Below are 26363 nucleotides of genomic sequence, written 5' to 3'. Positions count from 1 at the left end.
ATTACCCTGACGGCGTCTGCCCCGGACCCAGCATTCCTGACAGGTGAGCCGCGCGTCCGAAGTCAACCCGGTGTAGGCGCCGGGCTCACTTCGGCTGGAATCCCGACCCCTTGATGATCCCGTCCCAGGTCTGCGTGTACCGGCGCACCACGTTGGCGAACTGCGCCTGCGGCAGGTAGCCCACGGTCAGACCCATGGCCGTGAGCCGTTCGCGCACATCAGGCAGGGCCAGCACGCGCTGCAGTGCCTGGCCCATGCGGTCCAGCGCCGGGGCGGGTGTGCCGGCCGGCGCGAACAGGCCGTAGTAGGGCAGGTCGTCGAGGTTGGCGAAACCCAGTTCCTTGAACGTGGGCACGTCGGGCAGCAGCGGCTGGCGGCGGTCGCCGATCACGGCCACGATGCGCACCTTGCCGGCTCGATGGTTCTCGATGAAGTCGGGCACCGAGCCGATGCCGGCCTTGATCTGGTTGCCCAGCATGTCGGCCATCATCGGTGCGCTGCCGCGGTAGGGTGCCGCCTGCAGGTCGAGCTTGTAGCGCTCGCCGATCAGTCCCACCAGGAATTCGGGGATGGACGCCGGGGCCGGCACGCCGATCGTGTCCTTGCCGCCGCTCGCGCGCACCGCCTGTACGTACTCCTGCAGGCTGCGTGCCGGCGTGCCACCCGAGATCGCAAGGGCATTGGCGAAGGTGGCGAAGCCCGCCACCGGCACGAAATCGGAAGCGGGTTCGAAGCCCGGGTTGCGCGTGACCAGCGGCAGGATGGAGATGGAGTGGTCGTGGCTCAGGAAGAGGGTGTTCCCATCGGGTGGCGCCGCCTTCAGCGCCTGCGCCGCGATCTGCCCGCCCGCACCGGCCCGGTTCTCCACGACCACGGGCGCGCCCAGCTGGTCCTTGAGGCGATCCCCCAGCAGGCGAGCGATGGCGTCGGTGCCACCCCCCGGCGGGAAGCCCACCAGGATGCGGGTCGGGGTGGAGGATTGCGCGAACGCCGGCAGGGCCAGGGAGAGCGCGCTGGCGGCCAGCAGGCCGCGGCGAATGCGGGATACAGCGAAGGCGGTCATCCCGGCAGGATAGCGGAAGCCGCTGCACCCGCCGCGCCGGTTGCGCGCCCCGCGCGGTCGTTGGCCGGGTGTGCGGCCCACAGGAATCCCTCGCCCAAGGCCAGCTGGGCCAGTTGATCCGACAGCCACTGCACCAGCGCGCGGATGCGCGGCAGGTCGTTGCGAGCCGCCGGCACCATCGCCTTGAGCCACAGGTCGGGCGGCCGGGTCTCCGGCAGCACCTCCTGCAAGAGGCCGGTGCGCAGTCCCGGCACCGCCAGGTAGTCGGCCAGCAGCGCGATCCCGAGCCCGGCCTGCGCCGCCTCCAGCAGGGCCAGGCCATCGTTGGAGCGCAGCCGCGTGCGCACGTCCACGCCCACCAGTCCCTGCCGCCCCTGCAGTTCCCAGTGCACGCCGCTGGTGGAGAACACCAGGCAGTCATGCGAGGAGAGGTCGGAGACGGCCTGCGGCACCCCGGCGCGCGCCAGGTAGGCCGGGGAGGCGACCAGGCGCCGCGTCACCGGCGCCATCGGGTGATCCTGCACGCCACCATAGGACTCGGGGCGCGCACCCAGCGCGAGATCGAACCCTTCCTCGACCGGGTTGACCGAACGGTCGGCCAGCACCACCTCCAGGCTGACCAGGGGCTGCTCCCGCAGGAAGCCGTTGAGCATGGGGCCCAGGCACAGCACGCCCAAGGTGGTGGGCACCTTGACGCGGATGTGGCCTTCGAGCGCGCCCGTGGCCCGCGACATGCCGTTGAGCGTGTCTTCCAGCTGCGCGACCAGCTGGCGCAGCACCGGCAGGTAGCGCTCGCCCACGTCGGTCAGCGTGAGCTTGCGCGTGGTGCGCGTGAACAGCGGCGCGCGGATGCGCCACTCGAGCTGGTCGACGCGCTTGGCGATGACAGACGGCGCGACGCCGGCGCGACGCGCCGCTTCGGAGAAGCTGCCCGTCTCGGCTGCGGTGACGAAGGCGCGCAGGTTGGCCAGGGTGTCCATGCGATTTAAATCGAATGCAGAAAAGTATCCGCTCGAAAAGACCTATTGTTGCCGAACCGAATGCTAATTAGAGTCCTCGGCCTGATTGAACGGAATCCAAGGAGACAAGCCGTGAACCCCATCAAGATGCCGGAGCCGCAGTTCCCGGCGCCCGCCAAGGTGCCCTACAAGCGCATCGCCACCGAGGAAGCCTTCGCCACGCCCGAGCAGTTGGACGTCTACCGCCGCATCTTCGAGAGCGGCCAGTGCGACGCCGGCTTCAAGGGGCTCATGGGCTTCTACATGTCCAGCCCGAGCGAGCGCGCGCAGCACATCATGCGTTGCCTGGTCGACCTGGACACCGTGCGCCTGCAGCACATGGACGCCGCCGGCGTCGATGTTGCGGTGCTGTCCCTCACCTCGCCCGGCCCGCAGGTGATGGACGCGGCCACGGCCGTGTCGGTGGCGCGCCATGCCAACGACTACCTGGCCGAGGCGATCCGCCGCCACCCCACCCGCTATGCCGGCATGATCGCCGTCGCCCCGCAAGACCCGCAGGCGGCCGCCAAGGAGATCGAGCGCGGGGTGCGCCAGCTGGGCATGAATTCGGTGGTGATCAACTCGCACACCCAGGGCCAGTACCTGTCGGACCCCAAGTTCTGGGACATCTTCGCCGCCGCCGAGGCGATGGACGCGCCCGTCTACCTGCACCCGAACTCACTGCCGCCTGGCATGTACGAGCCGTTCGCCGAGGCCGGCCTGGACGGCGCCATCTACGGCTTCGGCGTCGAGACCGGCCTGCACGCGCTGCGGATCATCACCGCCGGCGTGTTCGACCGCTTCCCCAAGCTGCGCATGATCCTCGGCCACATGGGCGAGGCCCTGCCGTACTGGGCCTATCGGGTGGACTACATGCACGCGGCCACGGTGCGTTCGCAGCGCTACGAGAACATGAAGCCGATCAAGCAGCGCCCCAGCGATTACCTGCGCCAGAATTTCTACATCACCAACAGCGGCGTGGCCTGGCCACAGGCCATCCGGTTCGCACAGGAGATGATGGGTGTCGACCGCGTGATGTACGCGATGGACTACCCCTACCAATACGCGCCGGACGAGGTCAACATCCTCGACCAGATGGACATGCCGCTGGAGGACAAGACCAGGTTCTTCCAGACCAATGCCGAACACGTGTTCAAGCTGCGCTGACCGGGCGCCGGATCCAACCACCATCCGATCAACAAGAAGGAGACCTTCATGACCCATTCGATTCACCGGCGCGCCGCCCTCGGCGCCCTGGCCGCGGCGATGGCCGTGGCCGCCGCCCCCAGCCTGGCCCAGCAGGCCGCCTGGCCCACCCAGACCGTCCGCATCATCGTCCCGTTCACGCCCGGCACCGGCATGGACACCATCGCCCGCACCGTCGCGCCGCGCCTGTCGGAGCGCCTGGGGCAGCCCGTGGTGGTGCAGAACCAGCCCGGCGCCAGCGGCAACATCGGAGCCGACGCGGTGGCCAAGGCGACCGACGGCCACACCGTCCTGATGGGGGCCAACACCATGCTGATGGCGGCGCAGCTGTACAAGAGCGTGCCCTTCGATCCGCTCAAGGACTTCCAGCCCGTGTCCATGGCGGCCTGGGGCACCCTGATGCTGGTGGCCAACCCCAAGACCAACATCAAGTCCCTGCCGGAGTTCCTGGCCGCGGTGAAAGCCAAGCCGGGCAGCATCACCTTCGGTTCGCCCGGGGTGGGCACGCCGCACCACATGGCCATGGAACTGGTCAAGTCGCGCACGGGCACCTTCATGCTGCATGTGCCCTACAAAGGCACCGCCGGCTACCAGCAGGACCTGCTGTCCGGTGAGGTGAATGTCGGATTCCTGCCGGTTCACATCGCCGCCAGCATGGTCAAGGCCGGGCGCCTGAACGCCGTCGCCGTCGGAAGCCCCAAGCGCCACCCGGTGGCCGCCGACGTGCCGACCTTCGAGGAACTCGGCATCAAGGGCATCGAGGTCGACCTCTGGTACGCCTTCTTCATGCCGGCCAAGACGCAGACGCCGGTGGTCCAGCGCCTGAACCAGGAGTTGGTGGCCATCATGAAGATGCCCGAGGTGGCGCAGGTGCTGAGCAAGGGCGGCATGGACGCCGCCTGGTCCACGCCGGACGAGCTGGGCGCGTTGGCCCGCAAGGACTATCCCCGCTGGGGCGAAGTCATCCGCCGCAACAACATTTCGGCGGACTGACCCTCTCACGCACCGCCCGGCCGCCAGGCCGGAGCGGTTGCCCTCCGGCCCCGCGGAACAGCCTGCCTGGCTCCGCGATCTCCGAGAATGATCCCTGCGGGTTTTTCGGGAGGCGGGGCACCCGGCCGTCGCGATCGCGGCCCTGATGGGTTTGTCGGACTCCACCCCTTGAAATCCGCCACGCGCGCGCAAAGCTGCGAGGCAATCAAGGAAGAAGAGGCCATGCGATTCGACAAACTCACCACCAAGTTCCAGGAAGCCCTGGCCGAGGCCCAGACCCTCGCCTTGGGTAACGACCACGCCTACATCGAGCCCGAGCATGTGCTTGTGGCCATGCTGCGCCAGGAGGATGGGCCGGCTGCGCTGCTGCAGCGCGCCGGTGTCAACGTGCCGGGCCTGCTGGCTTCGACCGAGGCCGCCATGCACAAGCGCCCGCAGGTGCAGGGCCAGGAGCAGGTGCAGATCGGCCGCGAACTGATCGGCACGATGCAGGCGGCCGAAAAGGAAAGCATCAAGCGCGGCGACCAGTTCATCGCCAGCGAGCTGTTCCTGCTCGCCCTGGCGGACAGCAAGCAGGACATCGGCCGCATCGTGCGGGAGCACGGCCTCACGCGCAAATCGCTGGAGTCGGCCATCGACGCGGTCCGCGGCGGGCAGAACGTCAACAGTGCCGACGCCGAAGGCCAGCGCGAGGCGCTCAAGAAGTACACCCTCGACCTCACCGAGCGGGCCCGCCAGGGCAAGCTCGATCCGGTGATCGGCCGGGACGACGAAATCCGCCGCGCCATCCAGGTGCTGCAGAGGCGCACCAAGAACAATCCGGTGCTGATCGGGGAGCCCGGCGTCGGCAAGACCGCCATCGTGGAGGGCCTGGCCCAGCGCATCGTTTCGGGCGAGGTGCCCGAAACGCTGAAGAACAAGCGGGTGCTGTCGCTGGACATGGCTTCATTGCTGGCGGGCGCCAAGTACCGCGGCGAGTTCGAGGAGCGGCTCAAGACCGTGCTCAACGAGCTGGCCAAGGACCAGGGCCAGACCATCGTCTTCATCGACGAGCTGCACACCATGGTGGGCGCCGGCAAGGCCGAGGGCGCGATCGACGCCGGCAACATGCTCAAGCCGGCGCTGGCCCGGGGTGAGCTGCACTGCGTGGGTGCCACCACCCTCGACGAGTACCGCAAGTACATCGAGAAGGACGCCGCGCTGGAGCGCCGCTTCCAGAAGATCCTGGTGGGCGAGCCCAGCGTGGAGGCCACCATCGCCATCCTGCGCGGCTTGCAGGAGAAGTACGAGGTGCACCACGGCGTGGAGATCACCGACCCGGCCATCGTCGCCGCGGCCGAGCTCTCGCACCGCTACATCACCGACCGCTTCCTGCCCGACAAGGCCATCGACCTCATCGACGAGGCCGCCTCCAAGATCAAGATCGAGATCGACTCCAAGCCCGAGGTGATGGACCGGCTCGACCGGCGCCTGATCCAGCTGCAGATCGAGCGCGAGGCCGTGCGCAAGGAAACCGACGAGGCATCCCAGAAGCGCCTCGGGCTGATCGAGGAGGAGATCGCCCGCCTGCAAAAGGAGATCGCCGACTACGACGAGATCTGGAAGGCCGAGAAGGCGCAGGCGCAGGGTAGTGCCCACGTCAAGGAGGAGATCGACCGGCTGCGCACGCAGATCGACGAGTTCACCCGCAAGGGCGACTTCAACAAGGTCGCCGAGCTGCAGTACGGCCGCCTGCCCGAGCTGGAAAAACGGCTGAAGGACGCGCAGGCGCAGGAGAGCGGCAAGGCCAAGTCCGGCAAGCCGCAGCTGCTGCGCACCCAGGTCGGCGCCGAGGAGATCGCCGAGGTGGTCGCCCGCGCCACCGGCATCCCCGTCTCCAAGCTGATGCAGGGCGAGCGCGAAAAGCTGCTGCACATGGAGGAGCGGCTGCACCAGCGCGTGGTGGGCCAGGACGAGGCGATCAGCGCCGTCTCCAACGCCATCCGCCGCTCGCGCTCCGGCTTGTCGGACCCGAACCGGCCGACCGGCTCGTTCCTGTTCCTGGGCCCGACGGGCGTCGGCAAGACCGAGCTGTGCAAGGCGCTGGCTTCGTTCCTGTTCGACAGCGAGGACCATCTCATTCGCATCGACATGAGCGAGTTCATGGAGAAGCACTCGGTGGCCCGCCTGATCGGCGCGCCGCCGGGATACGTCGGCTACGAGGAGGGCGGCTACCTGACCGAGGCGGTGCGGCGCAAGCCCTACAGCGTGATCCTGCTGGACGAGGTGGAGAAGGCGCACCACGACGTCTTCAACGTGCTGCTGCAGGTGCTGGACGACGGACGGCTGACCGACGGCCAGGGCCGCACCGTGGACTTCAAGAACGCGGTGATCGTGATGACCAGCAACATCGGCTCGCACATGATCCAGGCCATGGTCGGCCGGCCCTACGAAGACGTGAAGGACGCGGTGTGGGACGAACTGAAGAACCATTTCAGGCCCGAGTTCCTCAACCGGATCGACGAGACGGTGGTGTTCCATGGCCTGGGTGCCGAGCACATCGCCCGCATCGCGCGGATCCAACTGGAGGTGCTGGAGCGTCGGCTGGCCCGCATGGACCTCAAGCTCGAGGTGCCGGAGGCCGCGCTCGAGGAGCTGGCCAAGGTCGGCTTCGATCCGGTGTTCGGAGCCCGGCCTCTCAAGCGGGCGATCCAGCAGCGCATCGAGAACCCGCTGTCCAAGCTGATCCTCGAGGGTCGTTTCCCGCCCAAGAGCACGGTGCGGGTCGAGGCGGATCCGGTGCGCGAGCCGGGGGTGTTCCACTTCGCGGGTTCGCAGCAGCCGGCGGAGACCTCCACGGAAGCTTGACGGGTCATGCAGCGAAAATGGCGGGAGCTTTTTCCGCCAACCTCTCTCCAAGAAGAGCCGGCGACGTGCCGGGTCTTTGCTGATCGACCATCCCTCCTTTGCGAATGAACGATTTGTCTGCGCGGCTGGTCCGCATCCTCGGCCGGGTCGTCCTGCTCTCGGCCGCCCTCATCATGGCCGCCGCCCTGGCACTGGCGGGGCTGGTGCTCCTGGCGGGCTGGGGCGTCTATGCCGCCTTCGCCCGGCTGACCGGACGGCCGGTCGTGCCCTTCGTGCTGCGCGTGGATCCGCGTGCCGGATTCGGCCGCTTCTGGCGGTCCGCCGCGCCGGCCGACGAGTCCAGCCGTACCCCGCGGGCGGACGCCAGCCGCGGCCGAACCGCGGCCCGGCGCATCGAAGTCACCGACGTCGAGCCGGTCGAGCGTTGATCGCGCGTCCAGCGGCCGTGGCCTCTCGACCGCGCTGGACTCTGTAGCGAAACCGGCACTGCGGCGGCGGATTCCCCCGGGAGCGGATCGCGCAATGCTGGTTGAGGCTGCCCACGGCTGCGCCCTTCGCTAGCATTGCAGCCCTATGAGCAGCAGTACCTCGAACTCCGCCGCCTCACCCGTGAGTCTCGGCCAGGACGCCCGCCTGATCGGGCTGGTCGGCGGTGGCCACTTGATGAGTCACTTCAGCCAGCTTCTGCTGGCGCCCCTGTTTCCCTGGCTGAAGGACGCGTTCCAGGTCGGCTACATCGAGCTGGGATTCCTGATGACGGTGTTCTTCATCGCATCCTGCGCGACCCAGGCCGGCTCGGGTTTCCTGGTGGACCGCCACGGCCCCCGGCCCATCCTGCTGGCCGGGCTGGCGATCCTGGGCGTGGCGGCTTTCGGCATGGCGGCGTCGCCGAGCTATTGGGTGCTGGCGTTCTGGACGGGTCTCGCCGGTGTGGGCAATGGTGTGTTCCATCCGGTCGACTACACCCTGCTCAATCGGAAGGTGAGTCCGGCGCGGCTAGGGCATGCCTACAGCGTGCACGCCATCACCGGCAGCCTGGGCTGGGCGCTGGCGCCGGCCCTGCTGGTGCCCCTGACGATCGCGTTCTCGTGGCGCGTGGCGCTCGCCGGCGCCGGAGTGCTCGTGTTCGTGGTATGGGCCGTGCTGTGGCTGCAGCGCGAGCGCCTGCAGGTTCCCATGCCCGACCGGTCCGCGCCCGGTGAGAGCAGTGCCGCCGGGGGCAGCTTCGGCTTCCTGCGCATTCCGTCGGTCTGGGTGTGCTTCTGGTTCTTCGTGTGCTGGGCTTCGGTGACCACCGCCGTGCAGGCCTACGCCCCGCACTCCACGCGCTACATCCATGGCGTGCCGGTGGCGCTGGCGGCCATGTGCCTCACGATCTACCTGCTTTGCAGCGCCGCCGGCACCCTGCTGGGCGGATTCCTCATCAGCAACCCGCAGCGCGCCGAACGCATCATCGGGTGCGGCTTCGGCGTGGCGGCGCTGGTGGCGCTGGTCCTGGGCTTTGCCAAGCTTCCGGTGATGGCCGTGCCGGTCCTGTTCGGGCTCATGGGTTTTTGCTCCGGCACCGCCGGGCCGTCGCGCGACCTGCTGGTCAAGCGCTCGACGCCGCCCAATGCCTCGGGCCGAGTCTATGGCGTCGTCTATTCCGGCATCGACATCGGACAGGCCACCGCGCCGCTGGCGTTCGGCCTGCTGATGGACCGGCAGAACTTCCACGGCGTCTGGATCGGCCTGGTGGCGCTGCAGCTGTTGCTGATCACCAGTGCGTTCCAGATGCGCCGCGTGCAGCGGCCGGTGGCCGTGCCCGCCTGAGGGTTGGCCGCCCCGGCAGGTATCCTGCGGCCCATGTACGCGCCATTTTTCGGACTCCGGCAGGAGCCGTTCTCGATCGCGCCGGACCCGCGATACCTCTACATGAGCGAGCGTCACCGGGAGGCGCTGGCCCACCTGCTCTATGGGCTCTCGGGCGGCGGCGGCTTCGTGCTGCTGACCGGCGAGATCGGCACCGGCAAGACCACCGTCTGCCGCTGCTTCCTGGAGCAGGTCCCGTCCCACTGCAACGTCGGCTACATCTTCAATCCGAAGCTCACGGCGGTGGAGCTGCTGCAGTCGATCTGCGACGAGTTCCACATCGCCGTGACGCCGCCGCAGGGGCGTGAAGCCACCATCAAGGACTGGCTGGATCCGCTCAATGCATTCCTGCTTCGCTCGCACGCCGACGGGCGCAACAACCTGCTGATCATCGACGAGGCGCAGAACCTCTCGCCCGACGTGCTGGAGCAGCTGCGCCTGCTCACCAACCTGGAAACCGCCTCGCACAAGCTGCTGCAGATCGTGTTGATCGGCCAGCCCGAGCTGCGCGACATGCTGGAGCGTCCCGAGCTGGAGCAACTGTCGCAGCGGGTGATCGCGCGTTACCACCTGCTGCCGCTGACCGAGGACGAGACGGCCCACTACGTGAACCACCGGCTGCAGGTGGCCGGGCTGGACCGGGTCCCGCCATTCGAGCGCCGCGCCATCCGCCGCATCCACCGCCACTCCCGGGGCATCCCTCGGCGCATCAACCTGTTGTGCGACCGGGCCATGCTGGGCGCCTTTGCCCACACCAAGGGGAGCATCACCGCCGCCACGGTCGACCAGGCGGCCCGTGAGGCCTTCGGCACGCGGTCCCCGGCCAGTGAATCGCCCGGCCGGGGTGCGCGCCGCCTGGCCTGGCTCGCGGCCGCCTGCGGCTTGCTGGCGGCGGGTTACGTGGTGGGCAGCGGTGCCTGGCGCGAGCCGGGGCTGGCGGCCGCTGGCCAGCTGCTGGCCATGTGGCAAGACCCGCCTGCCAAGGCCGCCGCGTCACCGGCCGCGCCAGAGAAGCCCACGCCGGCCGCCGCCCCCACGGCGCCGCCGACCGCACCGACCGCACCCCCTCAGCTCCTGAAGGACGAGGAGGCCGCCTGGCGCGAGTTGGCCAAAGCGTGGCGCGTGGACCTACCGCCTCGCGGCTCCGCCTGTGCGGCCCTGGGCGACAAGGGGCTGCGCTGCTTCACCACCTCCAGCACGACGCTCGAGCAGATCCGGCAGCTGGACCGACCGGGCTACGTGACCCTCGATGCCGACTCGGGTTCGCCTTCGTACGCACTGCTGGTGGGCCTGACCGATGACAGCGCCACGCTGGAGGCCGGGGGCAGTGTCCAGACCGTGACCCTGTCGGCGTTGGCCGCGCGCTGGGACGGTGAGTTCGCCACCCTGTGGCGCACGCCCCGCAGCTACACCGGCACGCAGGACGACCTGCGGCGCGACAGTCCGGTCCTGCAGTGGGCCGCCAGCCACCTGTCCGATGGCGAACCCACGGCGCGCGCCGAAATGATCCGCTCGCCCAGCCGCCTGCGCAGCGGCGTGCGCCGCTTCCAGACGGCGCAGGGCTTGTCGGTCACCGGCATGCTCACGGCCCCCACCTACATGCAGCTCAATCGCGTGGCCGGCGTGGACGAGCCCCGCCTGCGCCAGCAACCCTGATACCCGGAGCCTCCATGTCCTTCATCCTCGATGCGCTGCGCCGTGCCGACGCCCAGCGCGAGCGTGATTCCTCGCGCGGCATCCATGCCCAGGCCGGTCCCTTGCCCGAACCGCTGCAACCGCGCCGAAGCAGCCGGATCGGCTGGGCGCTGTCCGCCTCGGCCGTCGCGGTGTTGGCGGCGGTGGGCGCCTGGGCCTGGCTGGGCCCCGCCGATGGGCCCGCATCAGCGCCTTCGCTGGCCGCGGCGCCGCAGCCAGGGCAGGGCGCGTTGATCGCCAGCGCACCGAGTACCCCGCTGGCTGCGAGCGCCATCCTGCCGGCCCGGCCCGAGCCGACCTCGCCCGCCGCACCGGCGAGCGCCGTGCGCAGCGTGGCGGCCCCGCCAGGGCCCTCCTTGGGCGGTGCTGGCCGGGTGATGAGGCCGCAGCGGCCGGAACCCGACATGGCGGCGCCCGCCGCGCCCGCCGCGCCCGCCCCTGCGGCGCCGGACGCTTCGACACCAGAGAGCGGCCCAACCGATGCTGCAGCCCCTGGCACCGAGTCATCCTCGCCGATGCCGCCGAGGCCCTCGACGGTTCGACCCTCGCGGCCGGCCGCTTCCGTGGCGCCTGCACCGGCTCCATCCGCTGCTCCCGGCGCACGCGGCGCCGCCGGTGCACCGTTGCCGCCTTCCGGGGGCGGGGCCGCGATCCGCAGCCCCTTGCCAGCCGACGCACCCGCGTTCGCGGTCACCGGAGGCGTGTTCTCGCCCAACCCGGCTCAGCGCATGCTCATCGTCAACGGCCAGGTGTACGGGCAGGGCAGCGAACCAGCTGCGGGTGTGGTCGTCGAGGAGATCCGTCCCAATGCAGCCGTCGTTCGTTTTCGCGGTCAGCGCTACACCCTGTTCTATTGACCAGGGGGTGGGGCGTTCACAAGTCACGGTGGTCGGATCTCGTTACCGAACTTGCCCTTCGCAGCATGGCAAGAAGCTCATCCTTCCCTAGCATCGGCTCTCCCCAACCCAGCAGCAAGTGTGAGAGGACTCCCCGATGGCCCTGCAATCCCCGTTCTTCAACAACAGCAACACCAAGCGTGACGCGGTCGACGCTCCCGTGACCCGCCCGGGTGCGATGCCTTCGGCCAACCCCGTGGGCAACGCCGCTGCCGTGCCTGCATCGATCTCCGCCGCCAGCCCCGCGACGTCGGGCACGCCGAGCACGACGGCGGGTGAGAGCGAAAGCCGGCTCACCGTCGGGCCGAACATCAAGCTCAAGGGCGTGGAGATCACCGACTGCGACACCCTCGTGGTCGAAGGATCGGTCGAGGCCACGATGGACTCGCGCGTCATCCAGATTTCGGAGCGCGGCTCGTTCAAGGGGTCGGCCGAGATCGACATCGCCGAGATCCGTGGCCACTTCGACGGCAACCTGACCGTGCGCGAGAAGCTCACGATCTTTGCCACGGGCCGAGTCACGGGCCGCATTCGCTATGGCAAGGTCGTGATCGAGGAGGGTGGCCAACTGTCGGGTGAGGTCGAGTTCGGCACCAGCGGTGCGACCCGTGCCCAGCCGGCCCGTCCGGCCCTGCAAGCCGCCTGACGCAAAGCGGGAAGGGCTCTGCCCCTCGAAGCCGACAAAAGACGAAGGGGCCGCGATTGCGGCCCCTTCGTGCTTGCAGCGCGAGCTGCTTTATTGGGCGTGCTTGTTGATCAGGCCGGCCATCTCGAACATCGAGACCTGGTTCTTGCCGAACAGCTCCTTGAGCTTGGCGTCGGCATTGACCATGCGCTTGTTCTGGGCGTCCTGGAGCTTGTTCTTCTTGATGTAGGCCCAGAGCTTGGAGACGATCTCGGTGCGCGGGATCGGGGTGCTGCCCACCACGGCCGCCAGCGCGGGATCGGGGGTCATGGGCTTCATGAAGGCGGCGTTGGGGGTGCGCTTCTTGGCGGGGGCCTTCTTCGCTGCAGCCTTCTTTGCCGGAGCCGCCTTCTTCGCGGGAGCGGCCTTCTTGGCTGCCGGAGCCTTCTTCGCCGGAGCGGCAGCCTTCTTCGCAGGTGCCGCGGCCTTCTTCGCAGGTGCGGCCGCCTTCTTCGCAGGAGCCGCTTTCTTGGCGGTCGCAGCCTTCTTCGCAGGAGCCGCCTTCTTGGCGGCGGGAGCTTTCTTCGCCGCAGCTTTCTTCGCAGTTGCCATTTCTCTGTCCTTCTAGAAGTTGATCTTCGTCACCATGAGAGCGGGGTCTCGCTGGCATTGCGGATGCTAAAGGAGAAAAAACTCGCTTCCAAGGGGAAATTGCCTTTTTTCCTTGGGCGTTGTCGCTTTTTCTGCCTCTGTCGCAGCACCCAATTGGCTCTTGCAGATGCCGGCGCAACGCACCGAAATGAAAGCCGTGTTCGCCGGCTCAATCAGCCTCGCGCGCCTCGCGCTGCGGCAGCGTCGCCAGCACCACGCCCAGCGCCGCCAGGGCGAGCGCTAGCAGGTCCGTCGCGCCCCACGCCTCCCCCAGTGCCAGCACGCCGACGGCGGTGGCTGCCAGAGGGAGCATCACCGTGAACACACCCGCCTGCGCGGCGGGCACGTGGCGCAGCCCGTTCATCCAGAACCAGACCGACCAGACACTGGCAGCGAGACCGTAGAACAGCAGCAGGGCCCAGCTCGGCGCAGGCACGGCGCGAAAGTCGAACCCGATGGCGGCATGCAGGCCGAATGGCGTGACCAGGGCGAGCCCCCACAGGTTGATCAGCGCGGTGATACGGCGCGGGCCGAGCTGGCGGGTGAGTGTCTTGCCGATGACCGCATAGGCCGCCTCGCAGAGCACCGCGCCCACCACGAGCAGGTGGCCCAGCCAGGCCTTGTCGCCTTCGGCCGCGTGGCCGTCGCCAGAGCGCGCCCAGGCGACCAGCGCAATGGCGGCACCTGCACAGGCGACACCGCTCCAGGTGCGTCCGTCCAGGCGCTCTCCGAGGAAGGCGCGGGCGAGCAGGGCGACAGCCGCCGGAATGGCGCCCATGATCACGCCAGCCGAAACCGCCCCGGCCAGCATCACGCCCCACAGCATGAGAATCGTGAACAGGAAATTGCCGAGGAACGACTCGAGGAACAACAGCCGCCTGGTGGCCGCTTGCAGCGGACCCTCCGCTGGTGGCTTGGGCAGCCAGTGCAGCATCGCCACGGCACCGATGCCGAAGCGCAGCCAGGCCAGGAGCATCACCGGGAAGACCGCCACCAGCGGCTTGGACAAGGCGACATAGCTGCCTACCAGCGCCATGCTCGCAGCCAGGCAGACGTAGGCGATGAGACGTGGTGGCGCGGGGGGCATGCTGGCGCGCATCATGCACAAGTGGGCTTTTCGGATGCAGCGCCCGTCGTTTCTTCATGTGAAATTCAGTCATGGTGCGCCGCCGCAAAATTTCTCAATATAAGAGGGACTATTTCTCTATGCGAAAGATGACTCCTAAGTTGTTGAGCGGGTTCAATAAAATATTTGTCTTCTATAAGACATAAGAGCTTCGCTCGGTCTTGTAGAAGACATAGAGTGGGTTCCAAGGACAGCGTTTTCTTCATCGTCATCAAAGGAGCTCTCATGACCCAATGGACCCAATTGACCCGCGAACAGCAGATCGCCCAACTCGAGAAGGACTGGGCCGAGAACCCCCGCTGGAGCGGCATCAAGCGTGGCTACTCGGCAGCCGACGTGGTGAAGCTGCGTGGCTCCCTGCAGGTGGAGCACACGCTCGCCCGGCGCGGCGCCGAGAAGCTCTGGCAACTGCTCCAGAGCGAGCCCTTCGTCAACTCGCTCGGTGCCCTGACCGGCAACCAGGCCATGCAGCAGGTCAAGGCGGGCCTGAAGGCGATCTATCTGTCGGGCTGGCAGGTCGCGGGCGATGCCAACAGCAACGGGGAGATGTACCCGGACCAGTCCCTCTATTCGGTGGACTCGGTGCCCAAGGTGGTGAAGAAAATCAACGCCACCTTCACCCGCGCCGACCAGATCCAGTGGAGTGAAGGCAAGGCGCCTGGCGACGAAGGGTTCGTCGACTACTTCGCGCCCATCGTCGCGGACGCCGAGGCGGGTTTCGGTGGCGTGCTCAACGCATTCGAGCTGATGAAGGCGATGGTCGAGGCCGGCGCCGCCGGCGTCCACTTCGAGGACCAGCTGGCAGCCGCCAAGAAGTGCGGTCACATGGGCGGCAAGGTGCTGGTCCCTACCCGGGAGGCGGTGTCCAAGCTGGTCGCCGCGCGGCTGGCGGCGGATGTGATGGGCACGCCGACCATCCTGCTGGCGCGCACCGACGCCGAGGCCGCCAACCTGGTGACCAGCGACGTCGACGAGGTCGACCGCCCTTTCCTCACGGGTGAGCGCACGGTGGAGGGTTTCTATCGCAGCCGCAACGGCCTGGAGCAGGCGATCAGCCGAGGGCTGGCCTACGCCGAGTACGCCGACCTGATCTGGTGCGAGACGGGCACACCCGACCTGGCATTCGCCAAGGAATTCGCCGACGCGATCCACGCCCGTTTCCCCGGCAAGATGCTGGCCTACAACTGCTCGCCTTCCTTCAACTGGAAGAAGAACCTGGACGACCTCACCATCGCCCGATTCCAGAAGGAGTTGGGTGCGCTGGGGTACAAGTTCCAGTTCATTACGCTGGCCGGCTTCCACAGCCTCAACTATTCGATGTTCAACCTGGCCTACGGGTATGCACGCAACCAAATGACGGCGTTCGTCGAGCTGCAGCAGGCCGAGTTCGCGGCCGCCGACAAGGGCTTCACCGCCGTCAAGCACCAGCGTGAGGTGGGGACGGGCTACTTCGACGCCGTGACCACCACCATCGAGGCGCAGGCGTCGACGGCCGCCCTGAAAGGCTCGACCGAGGACGAGCAGTTCTTCGAGCAGCGCAAGGTTGCCTGAGCGGGTTGGGGCAGGCGCCCGGGCTAAAATGCGCGCTTGCTGGCGCCGCCCGGTGCCCCTGCCCCGAGATCCTTCACAAGAGCGAGAAAGGCACCTTGGTTATGACACCGCGAACTACCCCGCAAGGTTTCACCGTCCATTGACGGTCGGGTAGTCGCGTTCCGCATAAGCCCTGGGGGCCCATCGAAAAGCGCGGCATCGACCGCGCTTTTCGTTTTCCAAACTCGCGTTCCAACCATGATCCAAGTCACGCTTCCCGACGGCTCCAGGCGGGAGTTCCCAGGCCCCGTTTCGGTGGCCGAGGTCGCCTCTTCAATTGGTGCCGGCCTGGCCAAGGCTGCCCTGGCCGGCAAGGTCGACGGCAAGGTGGTCGATACCTCGCATGTGATCGACCATGACAGTGCGGTCTCAATCATCACGGCCAAGGATCCGGATGGCCTGGACGTGATCCGGCATTCCACGGCGCACCTGCTGGCCTACGCGGTCAAGGAGCTGTTCCCCGAGGCGCAGGTGACCATCGGACCGGTGATCGAGAACGGCTTCTATTACGACTTCGCCTACAAGCGGCCCTTCACGCCCGACGACTTGGCGGCCATCGAGAAGCGCATGGCCGAACTGGCAGCCAAGGATGAGCCGGTCGAGCGCCGTGTGCTGCCGCGGGACGAAGCCGTGCAGCACTTCGAGCGCATGGGCGAGAAGTACAAGGCCGAGATCATCGCCAGCATTCCGGCGGGCGAAGCTGTGTCGCTCTATCGCGAGGGCGGGTTCGAGGACCTGTGCCGCGGCCCTCACGTGCCCAGCACCGGCAAGCTCAGGCATTTCAAGCTGATGAAGGTGGCTGGCGCGTACTGGCGCGGTGACCATCGCAACGAGATGCTGCAGCGCGTCTACGGTACCGCCTGGGGCAGCAAGGAAGAATTGCAGGCCTACCTCCGCATGCTGGAAGAGGCCGAGAAGCGGGACCACCGTCGGCTCGGCCGCGAGCTGGACCTGTTCCACATCGATGAACATGCCCCGGGCGTCGTGTTCTGGCACCCCAGGGGCTGGGCGGTGTGGCAGGAGGTGGAGCAGTACATGCGCCGCGTCTACCGCGACAACGGCTACCAGGAGGTCAAGGGGCCTCAACTGCTGGACAAGGCGCTGTGGGAGAAGACCGGCCACTGGGACAAGTACCGGGAGAACATGTTCACCACCGAATCGGAAAAGCGCGACTACGCGCTCAAGCCGATGAATTGCCCCGGCCACATCCTCATTTTCAAGCAGGGGGTCAAGAGCTACCGTGACCTGCCGCTGCGCTACGGCGAATTCGGCCAGTGCCATCGGAACGAGCCCACCGGCGGGCTGCACGGGATCATGCGCGTGCGTGGCTTCACGCAGGACGACGGCCATATCTTCTGCACCGAAGACCAGATCCTTGCGGAGTGCACGGCGTTCACGGCGCTGCTGCAGAAGGTCTATCGCGACTTCGGCTTCACGGAGATCATCTACAAGGTCGCGACGCGGCCCGAGAAGCGCATCGGATCGGACGAGAGCTGGGATCGGGCCGAAGAGGCCTTGATGAAGAGCCTGCGAGCGTCCGACTGCGAGTTCGAGATCGCTCCGGGCGATGGCGCTTTTTATGGCCCCAAGGTCGAGTACACGCTCAAGGACGCGATCGGGCGCCAGTGGCAGTGCGGCACGATCCAGGTCGACTTCTCGATGCCCGAGCGCCTGGACGCCGAGTACGTGGGCGAGGATGGCGCGCGGCATCGACCCGTGCTTCTCCACCGTGCCATCGTGGGAAGCATGGAGCGGTTCATCGGCATCCTCATCGAGCAACATGCCGGCGCACTGCCGGCATGGCTCGCGCCGGTGCAGGTGGTCGTGCTCAATATCACGGACGCGCAGGCGGACTACGCCCGCGACGTCGCTAAAAAGCTTGAAAATCAAGGGCTTAGGGTTGAGCTCGACCTTGGGAACGAAAAAATCACGTATAAAATACGGGAGCATTCGATGCAAAAGCGGCCCTACATCCTTGTCGTGGGCGACAAGGAAAAAGCGGCGGGCTCTGCATCCGTCCGCGCCCGGGGCAACCAGGACCTTGGTGTGATGCCAGTCGAAGCCTTCGCTGAACGCATCCGCCAGGACATTGCCAGCAAGATCTGATTTTCTAAGGAAGCAACCATCGCTACTGATTTCCGCGACCGTCGCCACCGCGAGGAACGCAAGCACCGCCTGAACCGTGAAATCATGGCCCCCGAGGTACGCCTCACCGGGCCCGAGAACGAGCCTCTTGGCATCGTGAGCTTGCAGGAGGCCTTGCGCATGGCGGGCGAGATGGACGTCGATCTGGTCGAGATCGCGGCCACTGCCAATCCGCCCGTCTGCCGCCTGATGGACTACGGCAAGTTCAAGTACCAGGAGCAGAAAAAGGCGGCGGAGGCGAAGGCCAAGCAGACGGTCATCGAGATCAAGGAAGTGAAGTTCCGCCCCGGCACCGACGACGGCGACTACAACATCAAGATGCGCAACATCCGGCGTTTCCTGGCCGAAGGCGACAAGTGCAAGATCACCTTGCGCTTCAGAGGCCGAGAAATCACGCACCAGGAAATCGGTATCGCGCTGTTGAATCGCATCCGGGACGAACTCGGTGACACCATCGTGGTGGAGCAGTTCCCCAAGCTCGAGGGCCGGCAGATGATCATGATGATTGCGCCGGGCCGCAAGAAGGTGCAGCCGGCTGCCAAGCCGGCGACCGAGTCGCAGAGCGCCTCGGCTTGAGGCGCGCGGCGCTTCTCTGATATTCCCAGATCGAATCCGGCAGGTTGGTCGCCTGCCGGTTTGTCGAAGGAGGGCTTCACGGCTCTCCGAAAAAAGTGGCTCGGGGCCAGCAAGTCCGCGGAGGTTCGCGGCGCCTCACGAGCACAAATGAAGAAGGAGCATGTACATGCCCAAGATGAAGACCAAGAGCGGCGCGAAGAAGCGTTTCCGCGTTCGTCCCGGTGGAACCGTCAAGCGGGGCCAGGCGTTCAAGCGCCACATCCTCACCAAGAAGTCCACCAAGACCAAGCGCCATCTGCGTGGGGCGGTGGCTGTGCATGAGACCAACATGGGTCACATGGCGCAGATGCTCCCGTTCGCGGGCCTTTGATCAACCGACGAACGAAGGAGTAGCACATGCCTCGAGTCAAGCGTGGTGTAACGGCGCGCGCCCGTCACAAGAAAGTTCTCGCCCTGGCCAAGGGCTTCCGCGGTCGCCGCGGCAACGTCTTCCGCATCGCCAAAGAAGCGGTGATGAAGGCGGGGCAATATGCCTACCGCGACCGTCGTGCCAAGAAGCGGGTGTTCCGCCAGCTGTGGATTGCCCGTATCAACGCCGCCGCGCGTGAATTGGGCCTGACCTACAGCCAGTTCGCCAACGGCATCCGCAAGGCAGGCATCGGCATCGACCGCAAGGTCCTCGCCGACATCGCCGTGCACGACAAGGCCGCCTTTGCCGGCATCGTGGAGCAAGTCAAGGCCAAGCTGGCGGCTTGAGTTCACGTCGCGCACCGCCCTTTTCGGGCGATGCCCGGTGCAACCAACCTCGACAGGGCTAGGGCTTGCAGGCACTAGCCCTGTTTTTTTGTATGAACAGCGAACTCGATTCCATCGTTGCCAGCGCACGCGAGGCCTTCGCAGTGGCCGCCACTCCGGCGCAGCTCGAAGACGCCAAGGCGCGTTTCATCGGCAAGTCCGGTCGCATCACCGACATGATGAAGGGCATGGCCGCCCTCTCGCCGGAAGACAAGAAGACGCGCGGCGCCGCCATCAACCAGGCCAAGCAGGCGATCGAGGAGGCCCTGAACGCCCGACGCCGCGCTCTGGCGGAGGCCGAACTCGAAGCCCAGCTCCAGGCCGAGTCCCTGGACGTGACGCTGCCCGGGCGCCGTCGCGAGCCTGGCGGGCTGCACCCGGTGAGCCTCACCATGGAGCGCATCGAACAGATCTTCGCCAGCATGGGCTTCGATGTGGCCGACGGCCCCGAGATCGAGACCGACTGGTACAGCTTCACCTCGCTGAACAATCCGCCGAACCATCCGGCGCGGTCGATGCAGGACACCTTCTACGTCGACATCGACGGCGAGGACGGCATCCCCTACAACCTGCGGCCGCACACCAGCCCGATGCAGGTGCGCTATGCGCAGGCGCACATCAAGAAGCACGCCGGCGCCGCCGACATGCCCGAGATCCGCGTCATCGCCCCCGGCCGAACCTACCGCGTGGACAGCGACGCCACGCACTCGCCCATGTTCCACCAGTGCGAGGGGCTTTGGCTGGGATCGAATGTGAGCTTCAAGGACCTGAAGGTCGTCTTCACGGACTTCTGCCGCACCTTCTTCGAGACCGACGACCTCGCCCTCAGGTTCCGGCCCAGTTTCTTTCCCTTCACCGAGCCGAGTGCCGAGGTCGATATCCAGTTCCAGAGCGGGCCGCTCGCTGGGCGCTGGCTCGAGGTTGCCGGCGCCGGCCAGGTGCACCCGCAGGTGGTGCGCAACATGGGGCTCGATCCCGAGAAGACCATCGGCTTCGCATTCGGCATGGGACCCGACCGCCTCACGATGCTCAGGTATGGGGTGAACGACCTGCGCCTGTTTTTTGAAGGCGACATCCGCTTCCTGCGCCAGTTCCGATAGACCGCGGCTTCGGCCCGGGTACGGATCACCCCTGGCCGGATCACACACAGAGCACGAAAAAAGATGCAATTCCCCGAGTCCTGGTTGCGCGAGTTCTGCAACCCGCCGCTCACCACCCGCGAGCTCGCCGACACCCTGACCATGGGCGGCCTTGAGGTCGAAGAGCTGCGACCGGTGGCACCCCCGTTCACCCAGGTCGTGGTGGGCGAGATCCGCGAGGCCTCCCCTCATCCCGACGCCGACCGCCTGCGCGTGTGCCAGGTCGACGTGGGGCAGGGTGGCCTGCTGCAGATCGTGTGCGGCGCACCGAACGCGCGTGCCGGCATTCGGGTGCCTTGCGCCCTGGTCGGCGCCGAGCTGCCGCCGGGCGAAGACGGCAAGCCTTTCGCCATCAAGCTGGGCAAATTGCGCGGGGTGGACAGCCACGGCATGCTGTGCTCGGCGCGCGAACTCAAGCTGAGCGACGACCACGGTGGTCTGCTCGAGCTGTCGATCGACGCGCCGGTCGGTGCCGACGTGCGCCAGGTGCTGGCGCTCGACGACACCTTGTTCACGCTCAAGCTCACGCCCAACCTCGCGCACGCGCTCAGCGTCTACGGCGTCGCCCGGGAGCTCGCAGCCTTGACCGGCGCACCCTTGCGCGAGCCCTCTGTCGCGCCGGTGCCACCCGCGCATGACCAGCGGTTGCGAGTCTCGGTCACCGCACCGGATTTGTGCGGGCGTTTCTCCGGCCGCGTGGTGCGCGGCATCGATCCCAAGGCCCGCACGCCCCAATGGATGGTCGACCGGCTGGCGCGCTGCGGCCAGCGCAGCGTTTCGGCACTGGTGGACATTTCGAACTACGTGATGTTCGAGCTCGGCCAGCCGTCCCACATCTTCGACCTCGACAAGATCCACGGCGAACTGGAGGTGCGCTGGGGCCGTGCGGGTGAACAGCTCAAGCTGCTCAATGGCAACACGGTGAACGTGGACGAGAAGGTGGGGGTGATCGCCGACAACGCCCAGGTCGAGTCGCTCGCCGGCATCATGGGCGGCGACTGGACGGCTGTGTCGGACGACACCCGCAACGTCTACATCGAAGCCGCTTTCTGGCACCCGCTGGCCGTCCAGGGCCGTTCGCGCCGCTACAACTTCTCGACCGATGGGGGCCACCGGTTCGAGCGGGGCGTGGACCCGAGCCAGACCGTCGCTCGTATCGAGCACATCACGCGCCTGGTGCAGGACATCTGCGGTGGCCAGGCTGGGCCGATCGACGACCACGTGGTCGCCTTGCCGCAGCGCAACCCGGTGACGCTGCGCGCGGCGCGCGCGGCCAAGGTGATTGGCATGCCGCTGACGCCGTCGCAGTGCCAGCAAGCGCTCTCACGCCTCGGGCTGGAAGTCGTCGTCGACGGCGACCTGCTCACGGTGAATCCGCCGCCGCATCGATTCGACCTGTCGATCGAGGAGGACCTGATCGAGGAGGTGGCGCGCATCGTGGGCTACGAAAAGCTGCCCACCACGCCCCCCCTGGCGCCGGTCGTCGCACGGCCGGTCAGTGAGTCCCGACGCAGCCGCTTCGCCTTGCGTCGCCTGCTTGCGGCGCTCGGCTACCAGGAGACGATCAACTTCAGTTTTGTCGAAGAAACCTGGGAACGCGAACTCGCGGGCAACGCCGATCCGGTGCGGCTGCTCAATCCGATCGCCAGCACCATGGGCGTGATGCGCTCGTCGCTGATGGGCTCGCTGCTGCAGGTGCTGCGCCACAACCTCGATCGCAGGGCAGACCGGGTCCGCGTGTTCGAACTCGGTCGCGTGTTCGTTCGCGATGGCGCCGTCGTCACCACCGACAGCACGGTGCGCGGCATCCGCCAGCCCATGCAAGTCGGCGGCCTTGCCTATGGCTCGCCTGATGGCCTCCAGTGGGCCCGCAAGGGGCAGCCGCAGGTGGACTTCTTCGATCTCAAGGGTGACATCGAGTCACTCCTGAGCCCTCGCCACTGCGAATTCCGCGCCGCCACCCATCCTGCGCTGCACCCGGGCCGCTGCGCCGAGGTGTTCCTGCAGGGGCAGTCGATCGGCTTCGTCGGTGAGCTGCACCCGCGCTGGCGCCAGCAGTGGGAGTTGCCGGCCGCGCCGATGCTGTTCGAGCTCGATCTCGACGCCGTGCTTGCGCGCCAGCAGCCCGCCTTCGAGCCGGTGCCGCGGTTCCAGCCGGCCGAGCGCGATATCGCGGTCATCGTCGCCGAATCGGTCACGCATGACGCGCTGGTTGCAGCCGTGCGTGCAGCCGACACCGGCGGCCTGCTGCGCGATGCAACGCTCTTCGACGTGTACCGGCCGCAGCAGGCCTCGGCTGGGCTGGCCCCGGGCGAAAAGAGCCTCGCAATCCGCTTGACCCTGGCCAGCGCGCTGACCACACTCACCGAGGAACAGATCGACGGTGCGGTCCAGGCGATCGTCGCTCGCATCTCCACCGACTTGAAGGGGCGCCTGAGGGCCTGAGGATGGATGCATTGAACCGGGACAAGCAGGAGCTCGACATGGAGTTCACCGTGGAGAGCCTGGAGACTCCCGCGCTGACGAAAGCGCAGCTGGCCGAGCTGCTGTTCGAGCAGATCGGCCTGAACAAGCGCGAGTCCAAGGACATGATCGACGCCTTTTTCGATCTGATCGTCGCGCGACTGATCGAAGGGCAGGACATCAAGATCAGCGGCTTCGGCAACTTCCAGATCCGCACCAAGGCGCCTCGACCCGGGCGCAATCCCCGCACCGGCGAGCTGATCCCGATCGAGGCGCGGCGAGTGGTCACGTTCCACGCGAGCAGCAAGCTCAAGGAAATGATCCAGGGGCAGGCGCCGCAGTAGCGCAAAAAGCACGACGCGCGGGCCCTGTGCGCACGGCGCCAAGTGGTGCGCATCAGATCGCTTGGCCCTGCCGGCGCGCTGGAGTAACCTCGCTGTCCCGCCCCCCCCCAGTCCACCTGCCAGACCTGCTGCCCTCGATGGAGAAAACCCTCCCGCCGATCCCCGCCAAGCGCTATTTCACGATTGGTGAAGTGAGTGAGCTGTGCGGTGTCAAGCCGCACGTGCTGCGCTACTGGGAGCAGGAGTTCACCCAACTGCGCCCCATGAAGCGGCGCGGCAACCGGCGCTACTACCAGCACCACGAGGTGCTCATGATCCGCCGCATCCGTGAGCTGCTGTACGACCAGGGGTTCACCATCAGCGGCGCGCGCAACAAGCTGCAGGAGTTGGCCCAGGGTGAACGCGACCGGCGACGGATCCCCGAGGCGCCGGTCGAGGGCATCGACCTGGTCGAGCTCGACGAAGCCGACTCGTCGTTCACCGAGGCCGCGCCACCACCCATCGCGGTGCCCGAAGGCGAGCTCGACCCGGTCGACCAGCGACTGCTGCTGTTGCGGCGCGAGTTGTGCGAGATCCGCGACCTGCTGTCGTATTCGCGCTGATCAGGCAGGGCCGGAGTCGTCGAAAACGCAGTCTATAATCTGAGGCTTGTCGGCGTGTAGCGCAGCCTGGTAGCGCACTTGCATGGGGTGCAAGGGGTCGCGAGTTCGAATCCCGCCACGCCGACCATTTATTCAGAACAAGGGTCAGGTCCCACAAGGGCCTGGCCCTTTCTTCGTTGGGGCTTCGGTCTTGTCATTCGCAGGGGAGGGCGGCAGGCCTTGCCCGGGTCGGCGCCTCATCGGGTAATGTCGCGATCCTGATTTCCGCCCGCACATGATCGATCCGTCTCCAGCTCGGGCCTACCGTAGCGCCAGTGGCCTGCGCAGGGCCTGGCGGCGCCTGCTGCTGGACCGCGCGGTCGTGGTCCTCGTCAGCGGCCTCGTGCTGACGGCGATCGCCACCTTCGTTTCGACCCGGGTCCTGCAAGAGCGTGAGATGGCCCGCGCCGAGTTGGCCATGGACCAGGACCTCTCGCGGCTTGACAGCCGCCTCAGCGCCTACCTCGCCTTGTTGCGGGCGACGCGCGCGTTCATCGAAGCCGAAGGCCCTTCGCTCGATGCCGATGGGTTCTCGACCTTCGTGCAGGGCTTGCGCATCAATCAGGATTACCCCGGCATCCAGGGCATCGGCTGGAGCCCGAAGCTCGGGCCGGGCGACCGGTTCGAGATCCGCCTGCTCGAGCCGCTCGACGAACGCAACCGCGCGGCCCTGGGGTTCGACATGCACTCCGAGGCCACCCGGGCAGCCGCCATGGACCGCGCGCGTGACACCGGCGAGCCCGCGATGAGCGGTGGCGTGGTGCTGCGCCAGGAAATCCTGCCGGAGAAGTCGCGGGGTTTCCTGATCTACGTGCCGGTATATGCGGGTGGTGGCGTGCCGCCCACCGTGCCCGAGCGCAGGGCGCAGCTGTCGGGCTTTGCGTATGCGCCGTTTCGCGCCGTCGACTTCTTCAGCGGCCTGTTCAGCGACACCCCCATCGCGCTGCATTCGATCCACGTCACCGGTCAGCCCGACGATGGCCTGCTGTGGGGCCACGCCGAAGCAACCACGCGGCCGGTCTTCGAACGGTTCGCCGAGCACGCCGGCCAGCGCTGGCTGCTGCGCTTCGAGCGGATCGAGAGCGGGTTGTCGATGCTCGAGCGGATTCGCCCCTTCGTGGTCCTGGTGGTCTGCCTGGTGATCACGGCGCTGCTGTTCACCCTGGCCCGCGTGCAGGTCAGTGAGCGACGCCGCGCTGAACGGCGCAATGCCGAGCTGGGGCAGCAGGTGCAGTTCGCCGAACTGCTGATCGGAATCGTGTCGCACGACCTGCGCAACCCCCTTAACGTCATCAAGCTCAACGCCACCTTGCTCGAGAACGCATCGCTGAGCGAAGAGTTCGGGCGTTGTGTCCGGCGCATCCAGGCGAGCGGCGACATGAGCCTTCGCATGGTCCGGGACCTGCTCGACTTCACCCAGGCACGTTTCTCCGGTGGCATTCCGGTGCTGCGCACACCGGGCGACCTGATCCAGATCGTGCACCAGACGGTCGATGAGATTCAGCTCGCGCATCGTGACCGCCAGATCGTCTTCAGCGCGCGCGGCGATGCCTCGGGGACGTGGGACCCCGACCGCATGGCGCAGCTCGTGTCCAATCTCCTGAACAACGCCCTGGTCTACGGAGCCACCGACGCGCCCATCACGGTGGCTGTCCACGCCGAGGGTCAGCGCATCCGCCTGCGTGTCCACAACGAAGGCGAGCCGATCTCGCCGCAGCTGCAGGCCGCGCTCTTCCAGCCCATGCAGCAGGGGCCCTCGCGCAAGGGGTCGTCGGCCCGCAACATCGGGCTGGGGCTGTATATCGTCCAGCAGATCGTGCAGGCCCACGGAGGCACGGTGGAGTGCCTTTCCAGCGCCGCCGAGGGCACCGCGTTCACGGTCACGCTCCCACGCGCCTGAAGGCTGGCGCGGCCGACCACCCCACCTCGACGCGTACCTCAGGCGTCGGCGCCGGCCTACCCGCTCCTGCGGCGGCGACCCGCCAGCCGAGCTGCTGCTCCCCCCTAAGGTGGCTGCATCAACCACTTCGTGAGGAGAACGTCATGGTGCCGCTGATTCTCTGGCTGCTTGGCGTGCCGCTCGTCGTCATCGTGCTGCTGATGCTGTTCGGCGTGCTGTGACCGCCGCGACCGCCGCACGCGGGTCGGCACCGCGTGGACCTGCGTGCGGCGGCGCAGCACTCGGGCAGGGCCGCGCATGATCCGTGACCGCTGGATCGCGGCAAGTTGTTTCGCGCACGACCGGCTCCATAATGGCGGGCCGTGTCAGACAACCCGAACCACCCCGACTCGCAGCGGCCTGGCCGCGACCCGCAACCCGCCGACGCCGCTCGATCCACCGCGCCCGGACAGCCGGCGCATGTGCTCGTGGTCGACGACAACCGCGATGCCGCCGACACGCTGGTGGACATCCTCATGCTCAGTGGCTTCACCGCCAGCGCCGCCTACGACGGCGCTTCCGGTCTGCAGGCGCTGCAGCAGCAGCCTCCCCAGGCGGTCCTGCTCGATATCGGCTTGCCTGATCTCGACGGCCACGAAGTCTGCCGCCGTATTCGCGCCTTGCCCTTGTCGCCGCAACCGGTGGTGCTCGCGCTGACCGGCTGGGGCCAGGAGAAGGACCGCGAGCGCACGGCCGCGGCCGGATTCGACGGGCACCTCACCAAGCCTGCCGATCCCACGCACATCATGGAACTGCTGGGTAAGCTATTGCCCCGCTGAT

23 protein-coding genes and 1 tRNA gene are annotated in these 26363 nt (G+C 67.3%); 20 read left to right on the top strand and 4 right to left on the bottom strand.

Features of this window, described 5'->3' with window-relative positions:
- Positions 1 to 85: 85 nt before the first annotated feature.
- Together JI739_RS03560 and JI739_RS03555 are read right to left on the bottom strand one after the other, a co-directional pair.
- Complete coding sequence (locus JI739_RS03560) at positions 86 to 1063, bottom strand: Bug family tripartite tricarboxylate transporter substrate binding protein (protein WP_201682448.1); 978 nt, start codon at positions 1061 to 1063, stop codon at positions 86 to 88.
- Complete coding sequence (locus JI739_RS03555; RefSeq protein ID WP_201682447.1) at positions 1060 to 2043, bottom strand: LysR family transcriptional regulator; 984 nt, start codon at positions 2041 to 2043, stop codon at positions 1060 to 1062. The genes JI739_RS03560 and JI739_RS03555 overlap by 4 nt, the downstream gene beginning before the upstream one ends.
- A 111-nt stretch (positions 2044 to 2154) precedes the next feature.
- Between JI739_RS03555 and JI739_RS03550 the strand changes: the two genes are divergently transcribed.
- The 8 genes from JI739_RS03550 (at position 2155) to JI739_RS03515 (ending at position 12195) form a co-directional block, all read left to right on the top strand.
- On the top strand, positions 2155 to 3228 hold the full coding sequence (locus tag JI739_RS03550) for an amidohydrolase family protein (protein WP_354003671.1): 1074 nt from the start codon (positions 2155 to 2157) through the stop codon (positions 3226 to 3228).
- Between the two features lie 48 nt (positions 3229 to 3276).
- Complete coding sequence (locus JI739_RS03545; RefSeq protein ID WP_201682446.1) at positions 3277 to 4260, top strand: Bug family tripartite tricarboxylate transporter substrate binding protein; 984 nt, start codon at positions 3277 to 3279, stop codon at positions 4258 to 4260.
- Positions 4261 to 4482: 222 nt separating this feature from the next.
- A complete protein-coding gene (gene clpB / locus JI739_RS03540; protein ID WP_201682445.1) occupies positions 4483 to 7107 on the top strand; it encodes an ATP-dependent chaperone ClpB in 2625 nt (874 codons plus the stop codon).
- A 104-nt stretch (positions 7108 to 7211) separates the two neighbouring features.
- The gene (locus tag JI739_RS03535) at positions 7212 to 7535 is read left to right on the top strand and encodes a hypothetical protein (RefSeq protein WP_201682444.1); all 324 of its coding nucleotides are present in this window, start codon (positions 7212 to 7214) and stop codon (positions 7533 to 7535) included.
- Positions 7536 to 7680: 145 nt separating this feature from the next.
- Positions 7681 to 8919, top strand: coding sequence for an MFS transporter (locus JI739_RS03530; RefSeq protein WP_201682443.1), 1239 nt, complete (start codon positions 7681 to 7683; stop codon positions 8917 to 8919).
- Between the two features lie 33 nt (positions 8920 to 8952).
- On the top strand, positions 8953 to 10614 hold the full coding sequence (locus JI739_RS03525; protein WP_201682442.1) for an ExeA family protein: 1662 nt from the start codon (positions 8953 to 8955) through the stop codon (positions 10612 to 10614).
- A gap of 14 nt (positions 10615 to 10628) precedes the next feature.
- Positions 10629 to 11510 (top strand): general secretion pathway protein GspB, encoded by an 882-nt coding sequence (locus JI739_RS03520; protein WP_201682441.1) that lies wholly within the window; start codon positions 10629 to 10631, stop codon positions 11508 to 11510.
- 136 nt (positions 11511 to 11646) lie between these two features.
- Entirely contained in the window at positions 11647 to 12195 is a 549-nt protein-coding gene (locus JI739_RS03515) for a bactofilin family protein (protein ID WP_236589043.1), read from the top strand.
- A 90-nt stretch (positions 12196 to 12285) separates the two neighbouring features.
- On the opposite strand, the gene JI739_RS03510 is transcribed toward JI739_RS03515, so the two are convergent.
- On the bottom strand, positions 12286 to 12786 hold the full coding sequence (locus JI739_RS03510) for an SWIB/MDM2 domain-containing protein (RefSeq protein WP_201682440.1): 501 nt from the start codon (positions 12784 to 12786) through the stop codon (positions 12286 to 12288).
- Positions 12787 to 12994: 208 nt separating this feature from the next.
- Positions 12995 to 13912 carry a DMT family transporter gene (locus JI739_RS03505; RefSeq protein WP_201682439.1) on the bottom strand — a complete coding sequence of 306 codons (918 nt, stop codon included), beginning with the start codon at positions 13910 to 13912 and terminating at the stop codon, positions 12995 to 12997.
- A 282-nt stretch (positions 13913 to 14194) separates the two neighbouring features.
- Here JI739_RS03505 and aceA point away from each other — a divergent pair, with 282 nt between their 5' ends.
- From aceA to JI739_RS03445, 12 genes are all read left to right on the top strand, one after another.
- On the top strand, positions 14195 to 15502 hold the full coding sequence (aceA, locus tag JI739_RS03500; protein WP_201683295.1) for an isocitrate lyase: 1308 nt from the start codon (positions 14195 to 14197) through the stop codon (positions 15500 to 15502).
- Positions 15503 to 15739: 237 nt separating this feature from the next.
- Positions 15740 to 17647, top strand: coding sequence for a threonine--tRNA ligase (gene thrS / locus JI739_RS03495; protein WP_201682438.1), 1908 nt, complete (start codon positions 15740 to 15742; stop codon positions 17645 to 17647).
- Between the two features lie 18 nt (positions 17648 to 17665).
- Complete coding sequence (infC, locus tag JI739_RS03490; protein WP_201683294.1) at positions 17666 to 18262, top strand: translation initiation factor IF-3; 597 nt, start codon at positions 17666 to 17668, stop codon at positions 18260 to 18262.
- A 166-nt stretch (positions 18263 to 18428) separates the two neighbouring features.
- Positions 18429 to 18632, top strand: coding sequence for a 50S ribosomal protein L35 (gene rpmI / locus JI739_RS03485; protein ID WP_201683293.1), 204 nt, complete (start codon positions 18429 to 18431; stop codon positions 18630 to 18632).
- A 26-nt stretch (positions 18633 to 18658) separates the two neighbouring features.
- Positions 18659 to 19018 (top strand): 50S ribosomal protein L20, encoded by a 360-nt coding sequence (rplT, locus tag JI739_RS03480; RefSeq protein ID WP_201682437.1) that lies wholly within the window; start codon positions 18659 to 18661, stop codon positions 19016 to 19018.
- Positions 19019 to 19110: 92 nt separating this feature from the next.
- Positions 19111 to 20157, top strand: a complete 1047-nt coding sequence (gene pheS, locus JI739_RS03475) for a phenylalanine--tRNA ligase subunit alpha (RefSeq protein WP_201682436.1) — start codon at positions 19111 to 19113, stop codon at positions 20155 to 20157.
- A 63-nt stretch (positions 20158 to 20220) separates the two neighbouring features.
- Positions 20221 to 22641: a phenylalanine--tRNA ligase subunit beta gene (gene pheT, locus JI739_RS03470; protein ID WP_201682435.1), complete on the top strand. Its 2421-nt coding sequence runs from the start codon at positions 20221 to 20223 to the stop codon at positions 22639 to 22641.
- Positions 22642 to 22679: 38 nt separating this feature from the next.
- Positions 22680 to 23003 (top strand): integration host factor subunit alpha, encoded by a 324-nt coding sequence (locus JI739_RS03465; protein WP_201683292.1) that lies wholly within the window; start codon positions 22680 to 22682, stop codon positions 23001 to 23003.
- Between the two features lie 137 nt (positions 23004 to 23140).
- Entirely contained in the window at positions 23141 to 23605 is a 465-nt protein-coding gene (locus tag JI739_RS03460) for a MerR family transcriptional regulator (RefSeq protein WP_201682434.1), read from the top strand.
- 50 nt (positions 23606 to 23655) lie between these two features.
- A tRNA-Pro gene (locus JI739_RS03455) sits at positions 23656 to 23732 on the top strand.
- A gap of 147 nt (positions 23733 to 23879) precedes the next feature.
- Positions 23880 to 25544, top strand: coding sequence for a CHASE domain-containing protein (locus JI739_RS03450; RefSeq protein WP_201682433.1), 1665 nt, complete (start codon positions 23880 to 23882; stop codon positions 25542 to 25544).
- Positions 25545 to 25906: 362 nt separating this feature from the next.
- A complete protein-coding gene (locus JI739_RS03445) occupies positions 25907 to 26362 on the top strand; it encodes a response regulator (protein ID WP_201682432.1) in 456 nt (151 codons plus the stop codon).
- Position 26363: the final 1 nt, after the last annotated feature.

Origin of the sequence: Ramlibacter aurantiacus (assembly GCF_016722895.1) — a bacterium.
In the GTDB taxonomy this organism is placed as follows: domain Bacteria; phylum Pseudomonadota; class Gammaproteobacteria; order Burkholderiales; family Burkholderiaceae_C; genus Ramlibacter; species Ramlibacter aurantiacus.
This window is presented reverse-complemented; position numbering and strand designations above follow the sequence as displayed.